At 40.8% G+C, this 25,123-nt stretch carries 18 protein-coding genes; 11 read left to right on the top strand and 7 right to left on the bottom strand.

The window, feature by feature from the left end:
- Positions 1-23: 23 nt before the first annotated feature.
- The 3 genes from L0P88_RS15590 to L0P88_RS15595 form a co-directional block, all read right to left on the bottom strand.
- Positions 24-2,435 carry an ABC transporter permease gene (locus tag L0P88_RS15590; RefSeq protein WP_247130860.1) on the bottom strand — a complete coding sequence of 804 codons (2,412 nt, stop codon included), beginning with the start codon at positions 2,433-2,435 and terminating at the stop codon, positions 24-26.
- A gap of 47 nt (positions 2,436-2,482) precedes the next feature.
- The gene (locus L0P88_RS24165; protein ID WP_409557686.1) at positions 2,483-2,743 is read right to left on the bottom strand and encodes a DUF6196 family protein; all 261 of its coding nucleotides are present in this window, start codon (positions 2,741-2,743) and stop codon (positions 2,483-2,485) included.
- Between the two features lie 201 nt (positions 2,744-2,944).
- The gene (locus L0P88_RS15595; protein ID WP_247130861.1) at positions 2,945-3,985 is read right to left on the bottom strand and encodes a helix-turn-helix domain-containing protein; all 1,041 of its coding nucleotides are present in this window, start codon (positions 3,983-3,985) and stop codon (positions 2,945-2,947) included.
- Positions 3,986-4,196: 211 nt separating this feature from the next.
- Here L0P88_RS15595 and L0P88_RS15600 point away from each other — a divergent pair, with 211 nt between their 5' ends.
- From L0P88_RS15600 to L0P88_RS15610, 3 genes are all read left to right on the top strand, one after another.
- Positions 4,197-4,616: a hypothetical protein gene (locus tag L0P88_RS15600; protein ID WP_247130862.1), complete on the top strand. Its 420-nt coding sequence runs from the start codon at positions 4,197-4,199 to the stop codon at positions 4,614-4,616.
- 68 nt (positions 4,617-4,684) lie between these two features.
- Positions 4,685-5,203, top strand: a complete 519-nt coding sequence (locus L0P88_RS15605) for a hypothetical protein (RefSeq protein ID WP_247130863.1) — start codon at positions 4,685-4,687, stop codon at positions 5,201-5,203.
- Between the two features lie 191 nt (positions 5,204-5,394).
- Positions 5,395-5,745, top strand: a complete 351-nt coding sequence (locus L0P88_RS15610; RefSeq protein ID WP_247130864.1) for a bleomycin resistance protein — start codon at positions 5,395-5,397, stop codon at positions 5,743-5,745.
- Positions 5,746-5,834: 89 nt separating this feature from the next.
- Here L0P88_RS15610 and L0P88_RS15615 read toward each other — a convergent pair whose 3' ends face one another.
- From L0P88_RS15615 to L0P88_RS15630, 4 genes are all read right to left on the bottom strand, one after another.
- Positions 5,835-7,496, bottom strand: coding sequence for a RagB/SusD family nutrient uptake outer membrane protein (locus L0P88_RS15615; RefSeq protein WP_247130865.1), 1,662 nt, complete (start codon positions 7,494-7,496; stop codon positions 5,835-5,837).
- A 24-nt stretch (positions 7,497-7,520) separates the two neighbouring features.
- Positions 7,521-10,676, bottom strand: coding sequence for a SusC/RagA family TonB-linked outer membrane protein (locus tag L0P88_RS15620; RefSeq protein ID WP_247130866.1), 3,156 nt, complete (start codon positions 10,674-10,676; stop codon positions 7,521-7,523).
- A gap of 204 nt (positions 10,677-10,880) precedes the next feature.
- Entirely contained in the window at positions 10,881-11,438 is a 558-nt protein-coding gene (locus tag L0P88_RS15625; protein WP_247130867.1) for a helix-turn-helix domain-containing protein, read from the bottom strand.
- A 621-nt stretch (positions 11,439-12,059) separates the two neighbouring features.
- Complete coding sequence (locus L0P88_RS15630; protein ID WP_313791562.1) at positions 12,060-12,701, bottom strand: GyrI-like domain-containing protein; 642 nt, start codon at positions 12,699-12,701, stop codon at positions 12,060-12,062.
- A 939-nt stretch (positions 12,702-13,640) separates the two neighbouring features.
- On the opposite strand from L0P88_RS15630, the gene L0P88_RS15635 reads away from it, so the two are divergent.
- The 8 genes from L0P88_RS15635 (at position 13,641) to L0P88_RS15670 (ending at position 24,819) form a co-directional block, all read left to right on the top strand.
- A complete protein-coding gene (locus tag L0P88_RS15635) occupies positions 13,641-14,702 on the top strand; it encodes a hypothetical protein (protein ID WP_247130869.1) in 1,062 nt (353 codons plus the stop codon).
- 14 nt (positions 14,703-14,716) lie between these two features.
- The gene (locus L0P88_RS15640; protein ID WP_247130870.1) at positions 14,717-15,412 is read left to right on the top strand and encodes a hypothetical protein; all 696 of its coding nucleotides are present in this window, start codon (positions 14,717-14,719) and stop codon (positions 15,410-15,412) included.
- Positions 15,413-15,495: 83 nt separating this feature from the next.
- Entirely contained in the window at positions 15,496-17,280 is a 1,785-nt protein-coding gene (locus tag L0P88_RS15645; RefSeq protein ID WP_247130871.1) for a sensor histidine kinase, read from the top strand.
- The gene (locus L0P88_RS15650; protein ID WP_247130872.1) at positions 17,277-17,891 is read left to right on the top strand and encodes a response regulator; all 615 of its coding nucleotides are present in this window, start codon (positions 17,277-17,279) and stop codon (positions 17,889-17,891) included. The genes L0P88_RS15645 and L0P88_RS15650 overlap by 4 nt, the downstream gene beginning before the upstream one ends.
- 168 nt (positions 17,892-18,059) lie before the next feature.
- Complete coding sequence (locus tag L0P88_RS15655) at positions 18,060-19,733, top strand: hypothetical protein (RefSeq protein ID WP_247130873.1); 1,674 nt, start codon at positions 18,060-18,062, stop codon at positions 19,731-19,733.
- On the top strand, positions 19,733-21,709 hold the full coding sequence (locus tag L0P88_RS15660; protein WP_247130874.1) for an amidohydrolase family protein: 1,977 nt from the start codon (positions 19,733-19,735) through the stop codon (positions 21,707-21,709). Before L0P88_RS15655 ends, L0P88_RS15660 begins: the two co-directional genes overlap by 1 nt.
- A 3-nt stretch (positions 21,710-21,712) precedes the next feature.
- Positions 21,713-23,875: an AAA family ATPase gene (locus tag L0P88_RS15665; protein WP_247130875.1), complete on the top strand. Its 2,163-nt coding sequence runs from the start codon at positions 21,713-21,715 to the stop codon at positions 23,873-23,875.
- A gap of 2 nt (positions 23,876-23,877) precedes the next feature.
- A complete protein-coding gene (locus tag L0P88_RS15670) occupies positions 23,878-24,819 on the top strand; it encodes a hypothetical protein (RefSeq protein ID WP_247130876.1) in 942 nt (313 codons plus the stop codon).
- Positions 24,820-25,123: the final 304 nt, after the last annotated feature.

Consider the following 25,123-nt stretch of genomic DNA (forward strand, 5'->3'; position numbering starts at 1 on the left):
ACCTTAGTTAGCAGTTAAAGATTTTATTCCCTCCTCAAGCTCTTCATGGGATCTATCAACGCAGAAGAAACTGCTTGGAAACTTACCGTTAGCAATGCAGCCAACAAAGCGATGGTGCCTGACAGCACGTAGATGTCCCAACCGATGTTTATGCGGAACGCATAATCCTGTATCCACCTGCTTATCAGAAAGCCTCCCAAAGGAATTCCGATGACAACGGCCACTAGGACAATTTTCATGAAATTGATACTTAGGAGAGTATAGATATCCCTGAACGTCGCCCCTAACACAATCCTCACGCTTATCTCCTTTTTACGTTGCTCTGCCAAATAAGTAGATAAGGCAAGCAGTCCCAAGCAAGCAACAATAAGGGCGACTAAGGTGAAACCGTCCAGAATTTTGGCCCTTTGCTCTATGTCGCGATGCATTAGGGCATATCTTGTATCCAAAAAGGAATATCTTAGTTCTTGATTAGGCATAAACTCCTTCCAGATATTGTCAACATTGCTTATTGCCCTTTCCATGTCATTGGTGTTGGTCCTTACCAGTACCATACTTTTTTCATGTCCTATGACCATGGCCAAGGGGCGAATGACATCCTTGAGATTGGTGAAGTGAAAATCCTCCACAACCCCTATAATATCATAATCAATCCTACAGTGGACGCGCCTACCAATTGGGTTCGTGAATCCCAATGCCTTTGCCATACTACGGTTTATAATGATAGAGTTAACGCTGTCACTTGCAATATCCCTTGAAAACTTACGTCCGTCCAGAAGGCTCAATCCCAGGGTCCCTATATAATCGTAGTCAGTCCACCATAATTGGGCATCTACATCATATATGTTGGAGGGATTTATAACCTTAAATGGCATCTGGTTTCTTTTTGTACCCTCAACAGGTAGAAAACCACTGACCGATACACTAGTAACCTCACTGAGTGAATTAATCCTTTGTTTAAATGCTTCCAATCTATCCCCGATTTCTTGTGTCCCAGATACGACCAGCACCCGTTCTTTGTCATAACCAAGATTTTTGTTCAATATATAGTTACTCTGCTTATGGACCGTAATCACACAAATTATCAATACCACTGAAGTGGCAAACTGTAGAATTACCAGGGACGTACGTAAAAAGGATTTTTCGGAGGTCGTATGTGTTCCCTTTAAGGTGATGCTTGGTTTAAAAGAAGAGAGATAAAAGGCTGGATAAAGCCCGGCCAGGAAACCTATTACAATTGTACTAAGGATGAGTACAGATATCAGCCATAGATCCCCATACCCAATTTCTATGTTCCTATCAGCAATTGAATTAAATAGCGGTAGAATGGCTATTGCAATTATTACCGCAAAGCAAAATGCAATGAAGCAAAATATTATGGATTCAGAAAGAAATTGCACTATTTGTTGATGCCTAGAGGATCCCAAAGCCTTTTTCACCCCTATTTCTTTCGCTCGTTTACCAGCCTTGGCAGTGGATAGATTTATGAAGTTGATACAAGCCAAAATAAGAATGAAAACGGCTATGGTGGAAAACAGGTATACAAACCTAATATCACCATGGGAAAAAGTGTCAAAAACTATCCCATTTCTAAGATGAATGTCCTTAACACTTTGCAACTTAAAATTTAAGCTCTTGACAAATTCACTATTGCGCTCTCCTGCAGTGGTGAATGTCGGGTCATAATATGTTTCTTTGAGTCCCTGTATTTTATCCTCCAACACTTTTGGATGGATGGATGGCTTGATTCTTATATAAGTAAAAAAATTATGCGGCATCCATGAATGTTCCTCTCCTGGATACAACTCTTTGCCTTCCAAGGTGAAAATGAAGTCCAAATCCAAGTGCGAATTACTTGGAAATGCCTTGAACACTCCCTTGACCACCTTGGGATTTTCAACATCATTATCAATGATTATGGCTGAATTAATAATCTCCTGGTCGGAAAAGTACTTTTCAGCCATCCGGTCTGAGATTATCAAAGTATTGGGTGTGGTGAGTGCGTTATTTACATCTCCATTGATCATCTTTACCTCCAGTATTTCCAGTAGACTGTTGTCCGCGTATGCGAATTTTTCCTCAAATTCATTTTTGGTGGTCTGTGTTCCCCTGACCTCAATACCTCCTGTTCCCGAAAGGTCCCTTAACAACAGCCTTCCCGTCAAATCAATTTCAGAATATGTTTCCTTCAGGACACTTGCTGCCGGGGCAGGAGTCATTGCATCTGCCCTATTTGTCCCCTTCATGTCATAATATCTTACCAACCGAAAAATATCATCCTTTTTCGAATAGTGGCTGTCATAGCTAAGTTCGCCCTTGACAAATAAGACAATCAGCAGGCAGCTACTTAAGCCGATGGAAAGGCCGAATATGTTTATAAATGAAAAAACCTTATCCTTTTTTACGTTTCTCCAGGCAAAAATCAAATTCCTCATGTCTTCGTAATTTGGTATACCTACATCACCCCAACAATATGCCATATTTATAAATATTTGATTTCCAACATCTTAAAATTTGAACTCTGGTTAATACACAAAGGTTTTGTACAAAATTTGGACACCTTATGTAAATATATTTTACAGCTTGTTTTGCTTTCATTTTTTTGTTCTATCGAATTGGTTTTGCGCAGGTAATTTACCACCTCAGTTCCCGTTCTGCCCATTTCCCAATCACATCCCCGATGATCATGGATTCCTCCTCTTCGCGAATTCTTACCGCAAATCATGAACACTCCAGCTCCCAACCTAGTTTTGGGAATCCATAAGATACTTTACTTCAGGGATGAAAAGGGCTGGTTACCGAAATTAAATATCGAGATGGGAAGGGAATTTCCAAAGTAGAACCGATACCGGTATTTTTTTGGTGAAACATGAATAGGACCGGAAAAGAGGCTCTCGTTTCAAGGATGTATTTGAATGCCCAGGGGGAAGTGCAAGGATAGGCCCTAAAAGGAATAATCCCCATTGTAACTGACATCCTTTTGCCGTTGCCTTTTTTTCATGATTTCCCTTTGGTAGGCCCTTGGGGTCTTGCCCGTTTCTTTTTTGAATGCTGCATAAAATGCAGATGGGGTACTGAACCCTGCATCGTAGGCCAATGCTTCTACTTTAAAAAGACTGCTATTTGGATTGGACAGGACTTCGGTAACATCCTTAACTCTAAAATGATTGATTAATTCTGGAAACGGCTTGTTGTATTTTTCGCGTATCGCCAAAGAAACCTTATAGGTGGGTTGGTCCAATAAACTGGCAAATTCATTGACAGTAAGAGCGTTTTTCCTGTATAATTTTTCAACTTCCAATGCCTTTTGAATTTTGTTCAATAGCTCTTGATCAATAGAGGAAATCTCTTTGGGAACAACGTGAAGCTTGTTTTTCTTTAGGAGAAAAAAGAAAAGTCCATACATGATCATGGAAGCCATTCCAGCTCCCAAAGCATATTCAAATAAGGTCTCGGAGTACAACTGAAGCCAAAAGAAAACCAATATGATCGTGATGCTTATGGCCGTCATCATGTTCCAGTTTCTAACGAGTAGTGGCCTCTTTGCCCAATCCTTGAATATATAATAGAACCCAAATGATGTGCATATAAAAGACCATGAAGTTCCTAATTTGTAGATTGTTTTCGCCGATAGAATTTCAAAGGGCCAAATAAAAAAGAAACCGATCAGTGCAGGAACAAAAAAGAAAAGATCCATAACCTTAATTCCTGCATCATGATTTCTGGAACATTTAATATACAACCATAAAAAAACACCCGTACATGTTGATCCCAGATAACCAAGGGCAACCGCAAACAAGGGAATGTCAAAATGATAGTACATAATGGATTTTCCTATTCTAATGGCAACTGAGAGGATCAAACCCACAAACAACAATCGCAATAATTTGTTTCCTTTTGAAACAAACAGGATATAGGTTGCAATAAAGCCACAAGTGGTAACCGCGATTCCCGAGAAAATGCTTAAGGGCAAGAGATAATCCATTGTAAAGATGAGTCCTTATGGGTTTTTGATCTATTTTTAAATTTAGGCAAAATATACCTTGAATCCAATGGCCGCAAGGTGTAATGGCTGTAAAACAACAAAGGAATTTCCTCAAACAAGGCTTCCCCAATAATTAGTACTCCTTATTCGTGAAATCTATAGTTTTAAGCTAGGGCTGTACTTTATTTTTCGAATCATAAATTCTGTATGCATGGTTCAAAGTTCAAGAAATGTTCCCTTTTGTATACGTTCCTTCTTATTGCAGCTTTCCCTTTATGGGCAGAAGTCCATGGAAACCATATTGGGCGAACTTCGTCCTGAAATTTTTCTCCCTGGGAAAGTGGGCACGGGCGATTTGGAACATGGTTCTGCTCTTTTAAAGGATGGTTCAATGTTGCCTTTTTTAGGGGAGGGGCATGGCTCAAATCCCTATTTTTCCCTCCATTCAAAAAAACTTTTTTTTGTGGGCAATAGGCCAACGGGAGATTCCGCCTTGAAAAATAGAAATATCCGGTATGTGAATGTGGAACGACTAAAATCAACTTTGAACGCTTACATCAACGGCCTGGTGAATATTTACTGCCTAGCTATTTCAGCTTTGGTAAAACAGTTTGATATCAAAGGATTGTAGTACTTGGAATCTGCAAGGATACGATACTGCATTTTCTAGAATAGACTTTTAAAATAATTTTGGAATAAATGGAAGAAGAAAGACTTAGAAATGACCTTTTAAAATGGGACAGAAAGCATACGGATTACCTCAAGCGCATTTACGCCAGGCACGAGCGTGATAGTGGGTTTATCAATTCAATCATTGGTTTATTCTTAATGGAGAATGAATTGGAACATGCCACAAGTTGGCTCCTCAAACATCATATGGACAATGGTCATAATTTTGGACAAGAGGAAGTTGATAGGATATTTCAAAAAATTGGGAAACCAACCTATTGGGAAACCCAACTTCATTTGCTACAGATTTTACCGAACGTCCCAAAAAACCCAAAACAAATGGCAATGATTGAACCCTATATTCGAGAACTTCTTGATGCAGACAAGAAATTTGTAAAAGCAGCGGCTTACCAGGCTTATTTGGAAATCGTAAAACTCTTTCCGGAACTGAAAAACGATTTTTCAACTATCTGCCAGAAGGCCCTTATTACGGAAAGTGCATCGGTAAAAGTAAAGATTAGGAGCGTGTTGCTGGCATTACAGTCATGAGCCGATAATCGATAAACGCATTAACTGCCTAGTGTTAAAGCTAGAACAACCTAAAAAACATAAGACTGATGTTTTAGGGAAAAGCTGGTCTAATTTATACGATTGGAATCCTAAATGATCAATGAACCTATTGGAGCTTGGCATCCAGTAAGATTTCAAAAGACACAATGGAATGAGCTAAATACATAAACATGCTAACAAATGTAAATCCAATATTGCCCATGCGCAGTAAGGACAAAACAAAAGTATACTATCTAAACAAGCTTGGCTTTTTGGAATGCGAAGATTATGATAATTACCTAATTATAAAAAAGGACGCCGTGGAGATTCATTTTTTCGAATTTAGAGGTCTTCAACCAAAGGAAAACTACGGCCAGGTTTATATTCGGACCATTGGTATTGAAAATCTATACCAATTCTTACTGGAAAAGAAGATAAGTATCCATCCATATGGCCATTTGGAATTAAAACCCTGGGGGCAAAAAGAGTTTTCCCTTTTGGATCCTGATGGTAATCTATTGACTTTTGGAGAAAGCTTATAGGATTAAGGCCTTTGACCAACTAAAAACCCTCCACAAATCTGTTTGTATTTGTGGAGAGTTTTTATTCTAGGAGTCCTAACGAACAATTATCAATTCTGGTCCGAAGGGGTCATATTTGGATTGGCATCGATTTCTTGCTGAGGAATCTTAAAGATCCACTCATCATTGACCGAAGGCCTCTCTACCTGATAAGCCCCTTGATAAAGCACTGCTGAAGCCCCAGAACCACCATTGGCATCGTGGTCAATCCCTTCGTCCCAACGTATATGATCGGTATAGCCAAAACCTTCTCCCCAAAGTTCCACACGCCGCTGAAACTTAATGTGGTCCATCAGGGACTCTTGCGTATTGAAGGCGTTGACATCGTATGCGCTATCACGCTCTTCGCCCAATGGTCTCAAAGCTTCTTGGGCACCAAGGATGTCACCCATCATGGCTTTTGCCTCGGCCTCAATTAAATACATCTCCGAAGAACGCATGTAAATCACATCGTCCGGATCAATGGATCCAGGGTTCTTGTTCTTCATCTTAAAATGCATGTAGGGGTGTAGGTTGAAACGCGTGGTAATACCGTACACCGCATTCAATGAATCCACTGCGGCATTGAAAGCGTCCTGGTCCGTAAAGTTTGGATCGTTACCAAAACCTCCTTGGTTGTTGGCCGCAGAGGTATTGGTATTCGGCGCATTGATTATGAATACGTCCTTTCTATAGTCGGTATCAGGTATGGCATCGACCACCCTTCGGTCTGCAATTTTGGGATTGTTCCTAACTTGGCTGCCGTTAAAGGTGTTGCTCATCAGGTAAAAATAGGAACGGAAAAATGAGGTCTCCGGTGCTATCACGTTGCTCCCCCAAATAACCTCCGAAAGCTCGTTGGTGTTGAATCCGGACTTCCAGTCATCCTCGCCCATCAAGGGATAATCTTGTCGTGCCGTCACCGCGGCGTCCGCAGCGGCCTGCCAATCACCTTTCGAAAGGGCCATTCTGGCCATTAGACCGTAGGCAACATCTATATTCAGTTGTGATTTGGCTGCCGCACTAATGCTTCCTCCCCCTCGCTGATTGGCATTCCCAAAGGTGTTGATTGCTGCATTCAAATCGGCTTCAATTTGATCATAGATTTCCTGTACCGTAGATCTTGGCTCACTGGTAAATGGCGCTTCGGAAGAAAACAAAAGAGGCACACCGGGGTCCGTGGAAGGGTTTCCAATCAGATAGCCCCTGGCATAGTGCTGGACCAATGAAAGGTAGGCATAGGCCCTATACGTATACGCCTGACCTAAGATAGCGTTCAATACCGCGGTCTCTGCCAAACTCCCATCTGCGGTTCCCTCAATAATCCTATTGATAATAACATTGGCACCCAATATGGTGTTGTATCTGTGGTGCCACAAAATCCTGGTCGTGAATGATGTGGGCAAGGTGTGTGAGTTCCATTGCATCTCGGTACGCCATCCCAGGTTGTTGGCGTTTGCAGAATGGATGATACCTCCTGTCAGCAAATCGCCCAAGGGCACCCAATAATGGTTACCTGCCCTCTGTGTACTGCCCCCACTAAAAATTAGTTGTGACTGGGTGTACAGGCTACGGTGCAGCCCGTTTAAGATCAGTTGCAAATTGGTTTCGTTGGCCAATACTTCATTAGCAACCAGGGCATCTGTGGGTGTCCTCTCCAGAAAGTCCTCATCACAGGATGTAATGGTAACTGTAAGGATTGTGAACAACAAGAATTTTATTTTGTTTGACATAAGGATTGTATTTTTTGTTTATACTTAAAATGATACGTTCAGACCCATGGAAATATATCGTGCTGGGCTGAAATCGTTGCCCTGAGGGGCACCTGCAAACTCGAACTGGGGATCTAGGCCGGTACGCTTGCTCTTCAGAAACAGGTTCTCGCCGGTCAGTGTGACCCTTAGGCTGTTGAGCCCGAGCACGTCCAGGATCTGCCTGTTGAAACTGTAACCAATATTCACGTTCCTGAGCGACCAGAACGAAGCATCCGTCAAAAATCTGTCTGACAGTTCCCTGACCAGGTTGGGGTTCCCGTTTTCCATCCTGGGCACATTGGTGATGTCACCGGGCTGCCGCCAGGCGTTCATAATGTCGGGATGGAGCGCCCTCCCATAGGCTCCACTGTGCATAATGTCAAAATAGCCCCTGTCCAGGACCTTACCACCGATACCGTAGGTTATCAGTACATCCAATGAGAACCCCTTGTAGCTGAAACTGTTGGCGATCGATCCCAATAGATCGGGCACCGCAGAATCTCCGGTATAGGCCCTCTCGGTCTCCCGCCAGTTGTTAGTGGTCATCTGGTTTCCATTGGCATCCAGCACCGGTACGCTCTCACCGTTCTCATCCAGTTCGTACATCAGAAAAAGTTGATTCCCATTGTCAGGATCTACCCCAGCGATCTTCCACAAAAAGAAATCGAACCGGGACCGTCCTTCGGCCCATCTCGCCTCATCTTGGATGAAAGGGGTCGGCAGACTGGTAATCTCGTTGTTGAACGTGGACCCCTGTAGGGTAAGGTCCCACCTGAAGTCGCCTGTGTTGATAAGGTGTGTGGTCAGGCCTATCTCCCAACCCTCGTTGAACATGTCCCCCGTATTTGAAGGAAATGAGTTTATCCCGTTACTGGGCGCTATGGGAAGGTCGATGAGCAAGTCGGAGGAGTTCCTCCTGTAATATTCCACCGTACCCTCCAAAAAGTTGTCGAACAGCGCGAACTCCAATGCCACATCATAGTTCTCAAGCGTTTCCCATCTTAAGATCGAATTGCCCAAATCCGTGAATATGGCCCCAGGGGCTGCGGCATTGGAGATGATGGTGAACCTGGGCTGGGATATGAAAAAGTCATCCACAAAAACTCCAAATGTATTCACACTTCCCAAGGCATCGTTGCCTACTTCACCATAAGACGCTCTTAATTTTAAACTATTGACAAAGGACACGTTCTCCATGAACTTCTCCTGGTCGATCCTCCAAGAACCTCCTAAGGAGAAGAAAGTACCCCATCTAGAATCACGTTCGAAGACGGATGAGCCGTCCCGTCTTACCGAAGCACTTAGATAATACTTATTATCATAGTTATAGTTGGTTCTCAAAAAGTACCCCTCAAGGCCTTTTTCCGTGGTGAGTCCATCCAAATCCACAATATTTGAGAAGTTGGCAAATTCAAAGATCCCGCTCGCCGTCTGTACGGTGGCCAAACCTTCATTCTGTGAAAAGGTCCTTCGAAAGCTCTCATGGCCAGCTGTGATGTCCAGGTTGTGGTTGCCGAAACTCTTGACATAGGTCAGGATTTGGTTAAAGTTCTCTACTTCCCTCCTGGCTCGCTCCTCACTGTACCTACCATCCGGCTGGGCATCCCCTATAATTTCATTTTCATACTCCTTTTCAAGTTCTTCATTGATGTCCCTGCCGTAGTTCAGTCTTAGGTTGAGCCCGTTGAGGATCTCCCAGTCCGCAAAGAACCGGAAGCCGTAGGTGTTATCACGGTCACGCTCGTCGTTCAAGAGAAGCTCCTGGAGTGCATGGCGGCCCTGGTTAATGGGTCTGGAGCCGATATTGAACTCAGCGAATCCTTCTCCATTGTCGAACACGAGTTCCCCGAACTCGTCCCTTACAAGGTTCCCCTGTAAATCGTTCACATAGACGGGATAGACCGCACCCACGTTGTTAGCAAAACCGAAGGGGTTTACTATGCTGTTTTGCCCCGCAGAACTGGGACCTACGGCCTCTGCAATGGTGATGTTGGCACTACCACCCATCTTGATGCGGTCACTGACATCGAACTCTGCGTTCAGACGGGCCGTCAGCCGCTCAAAGCTCGATGTGACCGCAAACCCCTCTTCATTAAGGTAGGATGCCGAGAAGAACACCTTGTGGTCCTCCCCACCACCGGAGACGTTCACATTGTAATTCTGTCTGACACCGGTGCGCTCCAACACATCGAACCAGTCCAGGCTTTGATAAATAACCTCGGCGTTCGGATTTATCCTTCCGTCCGTCCCCACAATCTGATCGTTGGGCACATTGAACGGGTTATACCCCAATTGGTTGTATATGTTCGCGGAGGCAAAGGCGGGATCGCCGCCACCGGCCGATGAGTTCTTTAGGGCTTCCCACATGATTTCGTAATATTGCTCGGGACCGATCCTGTCAAACGGGGGAACCGCCCTGGTTACGAGACCGTACTGCATCGAGGCAGTTACCTGTGTACCCCCTCTGGTTCCGCTCTTGGTGGTGATGATCACCACTCCGTTGGCAGCCCTGGAACCGTACAGTGCCGTGGAGGCCGCATCCTTCAATATGGTAAAGGATTCTATATCCTCCTGGTTGATGGTGTTCAGGTTGCCCTCGAACTGAATCCCGTCAACAATGAATAAAGGATCGGTATCTCCTGTCAATGTTCCCACACCACGTATCACTATGTTTGGTGTGGAACCGGGCTGACCGTTGGTCGAGGTGAACTGCACCCCCGTTGCCCGACCCTCGATGGCGGCTATGGGGGACGTGACATTCCTTATGGCCAAATCCTCGGCCCCCAAAACGCTTGCTGAGCCCGTAAAGGCCTCTTTTGTAGTGGTACCATAAGCGGTCACGATTACCTCGTCAAGGGATTCGACATCCTCCTCCATCTGCACATTGATGGTATTGGCGGTGCCAATCGTCCTCTCTACGGTGACCTGGCCGATGTAGCTGAACTGCAGCACCTGCCCCTGGCTGGCGATAATGGTATAATTACCATCAAAATTGGTCTGTGTCCCATTGGTGGTGCCCAACACCACAATGGAAACACCCGGTAATACGAGACCGTCCTGGTTCGTTACATTACCCGAAATAGTTTTTTCTTGAGAAAAAGAAAAAGACATTGTCAACACCAGAAGTAGCGTCAACATCCAAGTTAACTTTGATTTCATAGAAAATAGTTCTGTTAGTTATTATGTATGAGTTAGAACAATTGAAAAAGGAGGGTGGGAAAAGCAGGTAATAGTTGATCAAAAAATGAAAACAAAACGTGATCTTGAATCTTTTGAGAGAGCCTTTCACCACCCTATTTTGCAATTGTGCTTCAAAGAAAGCTAAGTGTGCAGCCGAAGAGGTTTAGATGTGTAATTGTTTACTTAATTCAGGTGGAAATGTTTACCCATATATTCCCTGGGTGTACACCCAAAGCTCTTTCTAAAGGCCTTATTGAAGGTAACTTTATTGTTGAAGCCTACCTGATAAATAATTTCCGTTATGGAGGTATGCCGATTTTGTTCAAGCAAAAATGCAGCTTCTTTTATCCTAAATTCGTTAATAAAACTGTTGAAGTCCTTTCCAAAGGATTGATTGATTACCTGAGAAGTTTGGTTATTGGATAAACCTATCCTTTTCGCTACATCCGAGAGTTTCAGATTTGGATTGAGGTACGTTTTTTCATTTTCGATAATTTGCACCATTTTCTCCCCGAAATCCTCTACCAATTCATTGGAAAGCCCAGAACTACTATACTTTTCCCTGTTTTTTTTGGATTTTATCCGAGTCGATTTGGATTTTGCATGGTTTTTTGAAGTCTCTCCTGTTTGAAATGTCCAAGTCCCTTTGTAGAATAGACGATAAAAGACCAGGGAAATCAACCCCATTTGAATGATGATGACCATCAAAAAAACAGTATTTAGGCTTATAGAAGTGTCCATATGGGCATTTATTGGTGTTTCTGGCTAAAAGGACCATGCAATCAATTGGATTTCGACCTATTAAAATGGAAAAATAAAGAGCCCACACTCGAAAGAATGGAAGCCGTTCTTATACATTCTCTGGAATACCGATTGATTCGTCAGGTCCTTGGACCTAATTCCCTACAACTGGGAATTAAGCCAGCTTCTCGTTTGTTTATTAATTACAAGTTAGTTTGGAAGGACGTCGGGACTATTCTGATTCGGTGAATCCAAATAATACAATGGAAGGTTTTAATATTTTTTTAGTAAAACAAAACGAATCGAATCATTCGTGACCATCCAAGAGAAGTATTTTGTTCTTGAACTTTTTTTGGCTATTGTGTGTGAATTGTCACCTTTTGCGACACCCTCGGCACACGAAAAGCGCAGGGGTTAGCCCTTTCCACAATTATGGATGTCTCGCAAATAAGCACAAAGGAAGCTTCCTCAATGTTCAAATAGGGTAGTTTAATGGAAAGTAGCTTTATGCTCCAAACTCAATTTGCACATTCGAATTTAGATTCTCAAATACAAATCTGTCTTCATGTCAATTCTCCGGATAGCTATCCATTGGACCATATTAGCGATGTTTTAACCGAATTAACCTACTTTACATCTTAAGACCGTTTTCAATTTTGCAGAAGGAACCTTTCTAAAATCGGTCAAATAGATTTCCCTATGTTCCATTGACAACCGGTTAAGGTTTTCCCTTTCCATAAATTCTTCCATGATTTTAAAGCTTTCGGATTCATTGTCATAACTACCCAAATGTAGCATCTGAACACATTTTCCTTCTTCAATCCGCTCAAATCCAACATTACCCAATAAAGGATTTGGTTTCCTTTTTTTAGTTAATTCAAGTATTTCAAAATAAAGCTCTTCTTCTACGAAATTGGGTTGCCGAATCATCAATTGAAAAACCAATTCGTCTTTGTTGATAGTTCCCTTGAATTCTTTTTTTGCCTCATCATTAATATCCCAAATACCTTCCAGTGGGTAAACGGTGTAATCACAATAACCCTTTGGTTGCGGTTCCATTTTTTTAAGGTTCATCTTAATTGCATACGACATTGCGTATAAAACACCCACACAATCTGAAAACAATTTGTTGTTGGGATTACCTTTCCCCTTTATAGTAATAAACTTAAATTCGGGAATGTTTATTAGCTCTGGGATAGGTTTTGGAAAGTAGATGTTCTTTTCCTTTTTTCGCCATTCGTGTTTTTGCATTCTTGAAGTCATTATGTTAGTGGAAAATGATTGTTTTAAAAAATAGTTCAATTTGGTTTAATCAATCGTAGCTTGCAGGGGCAATTGACACTTCGTTTTCCAAACTAAAGGAAAACCCATCAAGCATAGTAGGTTTCCTACCAATGTCCCTTCCCTGGCAATGCTGGGCCATCTGAACCTGAAATTGTTCCCCTTATTGTCTTTTCCTGACCAGCCGCAAGGCATTAAGAATCAAAAAAAGGCAATACTTTCCAAAATAGGCTTTTTATACGTTCTTGTTTGTTGGGATTAAATGAGTTCGGTAAATCATATGGGAAAGGAGGGCAGGAAAGAAGGAAGTGCTAATTCAAAAAATCAAAAAATGAGAACAAAACCAATCTGGAAGTCCCTTTTTTGGTAAAATCTCTCACTACCCTACCTTACAAATGTTTTGACAAATAAAACCAATCGGGAATGTGAAAGGGGTTAGGTGTGTAATTCTTTACCTAATTCAAGTGGAAATGTTTACGCCTGTTTTCCTTGGGTGCACGACCAAGGCTTTTTTAATGCCGGTTTTAGGGTGACCTTATTGTTAAAACCCACTTGGCGGCTAATTTCGGCTATTGGCGTTTCGTTGTTTTTGCTATATGGCAGTTGTGAGTGATTGTGGAGAAAAGCCGGAGGGACTAGAACCTGCCTCTTAAAACCCGAATAAATAAGGGTTTTCTGATCTTTTCAAGAAACAAGCTTACAGAATAGTTGACTTTTCTCAAGTTGAATTTAAAATTGAGGAAAAACCCCAGTTTTTCTAAGGGGAATCTACAGCAAAATCTAAGATTGGTTTGTTAATTTCAAGAGCTTCAGATTTTCTTCCAGTTACTTTTCTTTTTGTTTTGGTAAAAATCCCTAGGAATGGGGATGGGATGCTAAATATTTAATATTAAAATTTGGTTTAAATTAAAATCTGAAGCAATGCCAACTACTGAATATCATGCCTTAAAGAATTTGAAATTATACGACTTACCCGAAAATTCTAGATTATGTTGGGCCGCCTGTTTACAAATGTTTATTCATCTTCGAAGTCGAGGCAGTCAAATTCCATCTATTCGTGAACTTGTTGTAGATTATAAAAATGATACATGTTACAAAACTTATGAGACTCAAAATTCATCTGACAATATTGCGATTCACGAAAGTTGCTTGATAGATACATATGACAACTACGATATTGATTTAGAATTGTATGAAGGTAAAATCGACTTTGATTTTATAGAGAAATGGTTAAATGAAAATCATAGTCCTATTCTTGTAGGATTAAAGATGGATAAAAATAATGGCCATTTAGTTTTGGTAAGTGGTTATGCAAAATGCAGCGATACGAGATATCTACTGTTTTTTGATCCAGGAAACGGAGGATCAAGGAGATATGAGAAATTCTCTAAAGATGCATTTCTATATCAAGGAAAATATGAGCCGGTAAAATATTGGCTCGTTCCTGGGCCTTTCTATGATGTAAAAATGGTAAAAGAAAGTTTTACAAAAGAAGAATTGTTAAAAACTTATAATATAGAGAACAATAGCAATTTCAGACTCGATTTCAGTTTACCGATACATGAAATAGATTTCATCACAACATATGATATTATCAGGGGCGAGCCAAAATCAAATTATTTTCGCTTGGTTGACAATAGTACATCGGCCTTTAAAGATATTGTGCTTATGGAGCGCCATATTAACAAGTCTTGTAAGCTGACAACGCGTCCTTATGAACCAAGCAAAGCTATACCAATTAATGATTCAGTCGATAAAGCTATTTTCACTAATGAAAGTGATTACAAAGCTGATTCATTGGTTTTTCTCAATTCTCATTCTGTTCAAGCTTACATGCATACGGCAAACAACGGAAAAAAAATGATATTGCCTGTTTATTCTCCCCGAGATTATGACTTGGAGCTTAAATGGCAATCATATGAGGATTTCAAGAATAAAATTAGTTCAATTGAACCACCACATACAATCGTTTTTAATAACTAAAAATTAATAAAATTATGCACGAGAATCTTAGATTTAATATTAAACCTTCAAAAATCAATGATTGGCAACCCATCTTGGCAACTGAGTACATAGGGACTTTTTATATGATTTACATAAAATTTCTCGAGGAACCCCAAAAGATTGAGGATACATGGGTAGCACCTTGTCAATTTTTTCTTCAAAATTGGCGAGGTAGTATAACAATGGGGCTTTATTGCGGAGAAAATGAATGTAAAAATGTGGAGAAATATTTAAAAACTGAGATTGGTTTAGCTAACACTGAGGCACTTGGTTACTCTTTCAGAATACATGTTTCTGTTAAGCCTTTTTATAATGAAAATCAGGAATCACCTATAATTCAACTAAATTTTGGAAATGAGTTTGGCGAAAGAATCAAATTTGAAACCGAGGTAGATTACTACGATCCCCCAAAGGATATTTTTGATCCTGATGATGTTTCAAGTAGTAAATTTTTGCATCCATTGTTTCTTTTTAGGGAGGGAGATAACATTCAGCATGTTTACTATCGAAAAGATGATGAAGACACAGATACGAGTGTTACAACAGGAGGTAACTATGATAGATATCGAGTAAATGTAATAGAAGGCAGACCGGTGAATTTGAGCGAGAAAGGCAATAAGCCAGGATTATTTTTAGGAACGAAGAACAGTCCTACTTGTGATGCCAAGAGATCGGAGATTATCATATGATAAGGTGTTTATGTACTATCATTTTTTGTTTAGGATTTTCTTTGTCGTGTATTTCCAATAAAAAGGAAAGCTTAAGTTTAATTATGAATTTTCTTAAGTTTCGTGAATATGAGAAAGCTCATCAATTATTGAAAGATTCTGATTTAACAGAATCGATAAAAAAACAAGTTTATCAATATTATTGGGTGCATCTTAAAGGTAAAGCTGTTGAAAAAGAATTTTATAGTAGAGAGAACAATGCCTATTCCAAAATTCTACACCATTTGTATCAAGGCATGTTAATGTTTTATACAGATGGAGATGAAATTAATGCAATTAAAGAGTTTAATGAAGTTTTGGAAATCTCATTAGAGATTAAGGATGTTGCATTTGCATGTGAGTCTTTAAGACGCATTTTAGAAGTATATAATAACTTTTCTAAAACAATAAATGATAAAACATACACCTATTTTCTCAATGTTTATAAGAATTATCAAGTCGATTACTTTGAACAAGCAAGTTATGCCTATTATGAATTTCGATTAAAACAAAGATTCTATCCCACCTTGGAATTGCGTTTTGAGGATGAAGTACTAAAAAGCTATGAGCAGAAAATTCTAAGACCTAATTTTAGATCTTTATATGGAAAGTTTTTACTAACTAAGGCAACATATTTCTTTCATTACACCCGACAAAGGGACAGCGCTTTCATTTTAATTGGAATGGCAAAAGATATATTTAAAAGGTCAAAACACTTTTTAGATATTGAACGTTTCCAAGCAGCAAGCTTAAATGAGATTAATTTCAGGTTGAAATTAAATGAAGTAGATAGAGTTGAAACACTATTTTCCTTTATAAATATAGATACTACTAGGGGGTATTCTTTTAAGTTGTTGAAAAAATTTTATTTACATCACAAATGGAAGAGTTTTCAGTTAAGAGGGTTATTTGATAGTACTTATTTCTACAAAGCAGAGTATTTTGACTATGAGAATTACTTGAACCAGCGGCAGAATTTAGCTAAGATTTCCAAGTTGCAAGCAGATAAAAAGGAAAGACAAAATATTGAACTTAAAAATCAAAATCTTTTAATATCTAACAAAGCAAAAACCAACCGAAATTGGCTCATTGCAGCAGGCATAGTAATCCTTTTAGGAACAGGTATCACAGTTCTTCTACAAAAGAATACCATTAAGAAAAGACTGTTAGCGGAACAAGAAGTCCAATTAAAGCAGCAACGAGTAGAAAATCTTCTTAAAGAGCAAGAATTGGTCAGTATTGATGCCATGATTGCCGGACAGGAAAAAGAACGACAAAAAGTGGCTGGAGAGCTTCATGACGATTTGGGGAGTTTGATGGCCACGATAAAATTGCATTTCGATCATGCAAATATTTCTGAGCAAGACCCCGCCTTGCGACGTGCACAAAAACTTTTGGAAGAAGCTTATCAGAAAGTACGGAGTATGGCTCACAGCAAAAACTCTGGAGTGATGAGTGACCAAGGTTTGTTGTCGGCCCTAAAAAAAATGGCCAAAACTATTGGGGAGACCAATGCCATGGAGGTCACTGTAGAAGATTTTGGATTGGGAGAACGTATGGAAAATTCCTTGGAGCTTTCCATATTTAGAATGATACAGGAATTGGTGGCCAATGCCATAAAACATGCTGAAGCTTCCAGAGTAAATATTCAGTTGACCCAACACGAAGAGAATCTAAATATTATTGTGGAAGACAACGGCAAAGGATTTGACCGCTCGCAGTTGGATAAAGAATCCAGAGGAATGGGGCTTACCAACATCGAAAAACGCGTGGAACATCTGGAAGGAAATTTTACTGTAGACAGTGTAATTGGAAGGGGAACATCCATCTTAATCGATATACCGGTATGATAACGGTAGCCATAGCCGAGGACCATCAAGCCCTAATTGATGGTATCCGTTCTTATATCAAATATGAGGATGATATTAGCATTATCGGCCATGCCAACAATGGCAAAGAATTGCTCAAATTAGTACGGTTAAAACAACCCAAAGTGGTGCTTTGTGATATCCGTATGCCCAAATTGGACGGTATTGAAGCCACCAAAACCATTTTGAAGGAACTCCCTTATACCAAAGTAATAGCCTTCACCATGTTCGATCAGGAACAGGCTGTACAACAGATGTTGGCAGCAGGTGCTCGTGGCTATATCTTAAAGAACAGTAGTTTGGAGGTGGTTTTGGAAGCCATAAGGGAAGTGGCCTCAGGAAAAGCCTATTACGACAAAAAAATCCACCTCCCCAATGCAGAAAAAAACAGCTCTAAAAGTGTTCTTTCCTCCCGGGAACAGGAAATCCTTCAACTCATTGCCAAGGGCCGTACTTCCCATCAAATAGCAGATGAACTCTTTATTGGTAAAAGTACGGTGGATACCCATCGTAAAAATATGATACGGAAACTGGGGCTAAGCGGAGCAGGGGAATTGCTGCGCTATGCGGTGGAGAAGAAGTATGAGTTTTAGTTTTCATTATTTCGAATTGGTCAATTGTAAGGAGCACCAGCTCCTTTTTTTATTGCTAGATGCTTATAGAACGTAGATTAAGAAGGAAAATCCCTATGAATGGGGATGGTATGCCGAGGGGTAATATGGTTAGTTTACAGATAACTAGGGAATAAAATAATTCTTTAGATGTCAGTAGTTAAAATTAAAAAACACCAACCAATGAAAAATTTTATGATAAGCATTGCGCTTTTGGTTTTTATCTTTTCCTATGGCCAAGAGGTTAAAGATTCAACAAGACTTAAAGAATTAATGAATTATCACAAGAAGATCAGCGATGCCATGGAAAACTACAATCGGCTTTCTGATACTGATAAGCAAGACATATTTACAGCCTGTAGCGTTGCTGGACCCTTTTATGATTATTTGGTAGCAAAACAGGAAATTACCATGATGGAGGCAGATATCTATAATGTAGGGTTGTTGTGTGACAGATTTAAGAAAGTGGAGGAGGAAGCCAAACCAGAAACCGAAGAACGGGAAACAGAAGAAGATTATGAAGATGAAAATGAACAATCAGAAGGGCAAGTACTTCTTGCAACCGTAGATAAAGGAACAACTGTTTCGTCCGGAACTTTAATGTTAAATAAGGATGTCCCTTTTAAAAGAGTTACTGACGGAAGAGAAGGTCAGATAAAGAACTTTCTTGAAGATAAATCGGAAAAGCTTGAAATTAAAGAGGCATTTGTGCATTTTTTTAACAACAAGGCGACCACTATTTTCATTCAAGCGGTATATCATTCAAATGGTACGGAAGAGAAGCTTACTTTTTTAAATAATGAATATAGCATCCCTATTAGAGCTTTCAATTTTTATAGACCAGATCGAAAGGACCGGACTAAAACAAACACCTATGAACTTGCGGCGAAAACAAAAGGAAAAGAGAGCATCGTAGTAGCCATTAATGATGTTTTTGATTATGTTAACAACAATGGGTTTAACTACTCGGTTGCCAACACAGAAGTGACATTAAATACCCAAGATGAATCCAAAACAAGAAAAGCTATTATTCAACGACGCTTTTTTGACTTTTTTACTGGAGTAGTTTATTCCGATCTGTTAGGAGTCAATTCAGAGAATAGCAACTCCTTATTGAATGCTCAAGCTTCACTTCTGATTCCGATGAACCAAAAAAACTCTAGAAAGTGGACGGCCACAAGACAATTCTTGACCACAGCAAATATTGCATTAAACAACAGTTTTGATGATGAATCGCGATTTATTGGATTTACTGATGGAGATGAAGTAAACCATTTTGATTTACTCCGTAAGAATAATTTAAATGCGAGGATTGCCTTAGATATTATTACCTATGAATCCAAAGGGTGGTTTTTGAACACTTCGTTGGGATTTAGCGGTGCATTCTATAGAACAGGATTTAGAAATACCTTAGAGGCAGAAGCAGGAGATAATATAACTGAGGGTCAGGTTTTTTCTTTAACTTATGGTCCATATATTAACTTTGAATTCAGACCTCAAACTAATTTTGGTGCCGATATCACTTTCTCTTTGGAGAACTTCACTTTTAATGATTCTCAAGAGATTAATGGAAGGGATTTTGCTAACGAAATTTTAGTAAACGATGAAAGCCAAGACTTTTTATTCAAGCATAATTTGCTGGGAGTTACGGCCAACTTTTACTGGCTTACCGATCAAAATAAACGCACTGGAGGAATTTATGCTCGATTGGCGGCTACTTATCATACCCCAACAAGTTCTATATTTCCTCAGGTCTTCGTGGGATATGCTACGAACCTGACTTCTTTCGTAAATAAGTTTAATTCAGATAAAGATAAACAGTGATGGCAAATAACACCGGAAAGAAGAAGCCTCTGATCAATTGTCATGCGCATATATTCACTGGGGATTATGTACCACCATTGTTAGGGAAGGGCATACTGCCTCCTCTGATTAGTTGGGTGGCACATCTTAAGGTGTTTATCTGGGTGATGCGCTATATTGTAATGCCTATACGATGGCCGGATCCTAATCGCGGAACCGTTGTGGACAAAATAACGTACCAAATAAAACAGTTACGAAAATGGCTGTATGACAAGTATACTTTTTTTCCTATTGTACCCAGAATTGCAGAGGTTATTCAGTTTATGTTGGTATTGCCCACTTTGTTCATTGTTTTGTGTTGGTTTGACAAGAAACTGAGATTAGGAGATTACCCAAAACTCCAATCGGTAAATGGGTTTTTGGAACTATTGGAGACTGTAACACTCAATCTTCTACCAGAGCTCTTGCACCAAATAATATTCATACTCATAGTGTTGTTTTTTTTAAAGGTCACGCGAAATCTGGCCTATTCCATATTACGAAAGATTGTCAAACTGCCTGGGAAATTTAATCGTGCTCTTTTTGTGCGATACCTTCAAATGGCCGAATTTGCCAAATACAAGAATCAATTCGATATTCTGGACAGGCTTAAAGATCAGTATCCTACAGGGACCCAATTCGTGGTGCTACCAATGGATATGAAATTTATGAAAGCCGGCGGACTGGTTGCAAGACCCAAAGAATATAAGAATGAACTCAAAGATTTAAGAGGTGGTGATGTTGAAGGGTATGGGCCATATTCGAAAAATAGATTACTGTTAAATAAGCAAAACTATCTTTTACAAATGGAGAAACTCAGGGATCTCAAGGAAACCCGAGGCGATGAAATACACCCCTTTGTTTTTCTTCATCCACAGCGCCTTAGGCAGGATCAAAAAAATACAGCCAACAATCCAAAACAGCTCAAACCTTATTTTGATTTCAATATTACGGAAGAGGGCAAAGTCGAATTAAAAGATTGCTGGCTTAAACGTTATTTGGAGCCCGAAGATTCAAAGCTCAAGTTTTCAGGATTTAAGATTTATCCAGCTTTAGGTTATTATCCTTTTGATATTGAATTGTTGCCACTATGGAAGTATGCCGTGGACCACAAGATACCTATTATGACGCATTGCACCACGGGCACCATATTTTACCGGGGCTGGAAAAAACGTAGTTGGAACAGACACCCGGTCTACTACATGGGCAATAGTGCTACCAAAAAATTGCGTTTATCCGCCACTAGGTCCAGAAATTATCAACGTTACTTTACCCATCCCTTAAATTTCCTTTGCTTGTTACATCCGGAACTCTTTCAACAACTTCTGAATAATTATCATGTTGATAAGAATGTGACACAGGAACAAAAACAGAATCTGATAAAACTTTTTGGAGAGCCTTGGGCAACTGAAGGTTTAAAGAACAATTTAAGTGAACTAAAAATCTGTTTTGGCCACTATGGTGGATTGGCCGAATGGAAGAAGTACCTTGTTGCCGATCGTAATCCACATAGTAACCAATTATTCAAGAGACCGGCATTTGGATCCGCTCTGGCACATAAGGTTGATTCTTCGGAGCTTTCCTGGTATAATGCAAGAGCAGCATGGGAAGAGATGGACTGGTATACCATGATTACAAGTTTGATGCTTCAATATCCCAATGTTTATGCGGACATCAGTTACATGCTGCACGATGAATCCATATTCCCATTGTTAAAGCAAACCCTTGGTCATAATCGGGGAGAAGTTAAGACAACGCCACCACACCTTTCCCATGTGAAATTGGATTTGCCCAAGCATCCCCTAGGAAGTCGGATACTCTACGGAACAGATTTTTATATGGTTCGTAGCCACAAGACCGAAAAGGACTTGTTGGGACAAACACAGGCCTTATTATCTGAGGAGGAATTTGACTTGATTGCCCGAAGCAATCCTAAATCCTATTTAAACATTTCCTAGACCATGATTTATGTAGACCGGAACACCGTAGAACGCCCTATTTCACTTTCCGATGAGGTTTTTGAGGATGCCCAGCGCCAACTATTGAGTAACCTTGCCAAGGATGAGTCCATTTTAAAACAAAAACGGGTCAAAGGCTTTAGGGTCTTATACAATTCAAAAGAAGTCAAAGAAGCCCTACGCTCCCTTTTCCACGGAAAATGCTCCTATTGCGAACAACCCCTGACCGATAAGTTGTATCTCACTGTGGATCATTTCAGGCCCAAACAATTGGCCACCGATTCCATTGCCGGTCTAAGGCATCTCTATTATTCATGGCTGATCAATGAATGGGAAAATCTACTCCCATCATGCCCTGAATGCAATAGCGCCAAATTCAATTACTTCCCACTGAAGAGGTATGCGAATTTTCAGGAATCGGTCGAAGGTTGCCGAAAGGTGGAAAAGGACGCCATTTTGGATCCCTGTTTTGACAGGAAGATATCTGCCCATCTGAAATTTCTTAGAGACGGTACGGTAAAGGCAAAGAGCGAACGAGGGGAAAAGACCATTGAACTGCTTAGCCTAAACAGGAAAAACTTGGTTCGATTGAGAAAAAAACGTTGGGAAAGTGTCATGTCCCAATTGCAAACGGCGTTGAAATGGGAGGACAACGTTAGGACCCTGGCCAGGTTTGCCAAGCTTATGGACCAAAAGCAACCGTTTGTGGCGGTTTCACGCACAGCGGGAATGACCTTGCTCGTTCCGTTGGTCACGAAAATAGGGACCATGGACACGATCTCCGACTTGATGAAACACATATGGGAAGGGGATATTGTCCCCGCTTCAATTCAAGAACTGACTTCATTGATGGGTTTGGAGAAGGCTATGGAACCTGAACTGATTTCCCAAAATCAAGTCATACCTCCGAAGATTAGATTGATATCTTCTGTGGAATTAACAGATTATAAGGCGCTTGAGGACCTGAAAATCTCATTTCCAAGCCATACCGGACAGGACAGCGCCCCTTGCTTGATGCTTTTGGGTGAAAATGCCACGGGAAAGAGCACCATTCTTGAGGCCATTACCCTGTGCTTGCTGAGAGAGAACCATGGGAAGGCCTTGAAACTGGATCCCCAATCCCTTCTTCCATTTGGCAGGCCCACTGCCAAACCTAGGGTAAGCATACATTTCAACCCCAAGGACGGGACGGATCATTGGGAATTCGGTGTCAGTAGCAGAAAGGCCTATTGGAAAGAAAGGGATTCCCATGAAATCCCGGTCATTGCCTTTGGCGCCCATCGCTTTGTAACGAATATCAGGCGTTACAGACAACGTCACATCCAGGTCCAGACACTGTTTGACCCTTCCAAGGGGATACCCGATCTGAGAAAATGGCTGGTCAATGCCCCGGCTTATAAGTTCAATGCAGTTGCCCGCGCGATGAAGGATCTGCTGTTGATTCCCTTGGACCAGGATACGGTCATGACCCGAAATAAAGATGAAGGAACTATCGGTTTTGAACTTTTTGGACAAACCTTGGACCTAAGCTACCTAAGTGAAGGATACAAGACGATAATAACCTTGAGTCTCAATGTCATGCGCGTGCTATTGGAATACAACACCAATCTGGAGCATGCCCATGGCGTTGTCCTTATCGATGAAATAGAGACCCATTTGCACCCTCGTTGGAAAATGCAGATTGTCAGCGGGCTTCGCAAGGCCATGCCCATGGTGCAGTTTGTGTTTACCACCCATGATCCCTTGTGTCTCAAGGGCATGAGAAACGATGAGGTGGTGGTTTTGCAACGAAACGAAGACAGCAAAATTGAGTCGTTGAAGGATTTGCCGCCCATTGAAGGGTTACGTGTGGAACAGATTCTGACCTCGCCTTATTTTGGTCTGTTCAGCGCCCTGGACCCGGAAGTGGAGATTAACATGATCCGATATGCGAATCTGGCCGCTAGCACAAACACTTCGGACAACGACCAACAACTGAAGGAATTCCGCGATCAGATAGAAAGTGAAATGGTCATTGGCAGGAATCCCTTGGAGGAGATTGGCTATAAAGCGGCACTAAGGACAATCGAGGACAAAAGGACCAGGATAGCCGATTTGTCGAATATCAATGACGATGTATTCAAAGAAGCCTTGGATATTCTCAACAAAAAACCTGAAGACCTTTAATCATGATTTTTGTGCAACGTCCAGAGTGTCCTACTGATTTGGAGGCGGTACTAACCGCAAAAAATGAATATGGCAAGGCCCTTAACTACTACGCCCAAGTTCCCCTACCCAAAAAGGCATTTGACTTTGGTAATTATAGGCAACCCAAGGTCAAATTGGCACTGAATCGCTTGTTCCATAAAAAGTGCGCATACTGCGAGACATTTTATGCTGCTGCTGGAGCATTGAACGTTGAACATTATAGGCCCAAGGGAGGGGTTAAGGATGCTCCAGACCCAGACACCCCTAGATATTGGTGGCTTGCGGCGAAATGGGATAATCTGCTTCCCAGTTGCATTTCCTGTAACCAAAAGCGGAAGCAACACGCAATTCCACATGGAGCGAGTATAGAGCAGATCAAAGAGATCATCTTTAATACGATTCCGAAGGAAAGCATGGGGAAATCCAATTATTTTCCAACCAAGGACCAGGTATACCTTGATTCCGAAGATGATACCGGCAAAGTAGAGGAACCCCTGTTGATCGATCCCTGTAGGGTCGATCCGGAGAACCATCTGGAATGGTATTTTGATAGAGATCATGACGAACCCATTTGGCTTTGTACGACGATTGTACCTTTTTTACGACCTAAGCAATCTGATCAGGGACAGGACGAAAAGGGTGAAAAATCTATACAGATTTATGGTCTAAATAGAGGAGATCTTGTCTATACCCGATTAATCGTTTTGAAACAGATACAAACAATATGCGCTGCTTTCGTTGATGCACTGTATTCACTAAATGTAGATGTGTCCGATGCTCAAAAAGAAATTGCGAGAAAGGGTTTGAAAAGGAACAGGCTGCAATTGGAAGGGTACATGCTGCCCGAGAGCCAATACAGTGGCATGGCCAAAGCCTTTTATGCTCTTTTTAAAAAAGAATTGAACGCAAGTGCCGCAATGTAGTGGATAGTGAATACTATCAAGGTCGATTGGCTGAATTGGATATACCATTTATGTTTTCGGAAGTAAGGTTGTAAGTATGAACTTCCGAACCTAAATTGTCAAGCGTTGGATTTATTGTAGTTTGTATTCCATTCTTTTTTTGCTCAACAAATAAGCCACTTTATAAAACGTAACCTGTTTTGTGGAAAAACCCCGGTTTTTCCAAGGGTTTTGTGTAATAGGTTTTGGTTTTAAATTTCTATTTTTCCTTTCTACCCAAAAAAACTAAACCTACCAAATATTATGAAGCCAAAATCCTTTCTGA

The organism is Muricauda sp. SCSIO 64092 (genome assembly GCF_023016285.1).
In the GTDB taxonomy this organism is placed as follows: Bacteria; Bacteroidota; Bacteroidia; order Flavobacteriales; family Flavobacteriaceae; genus Croceivirga.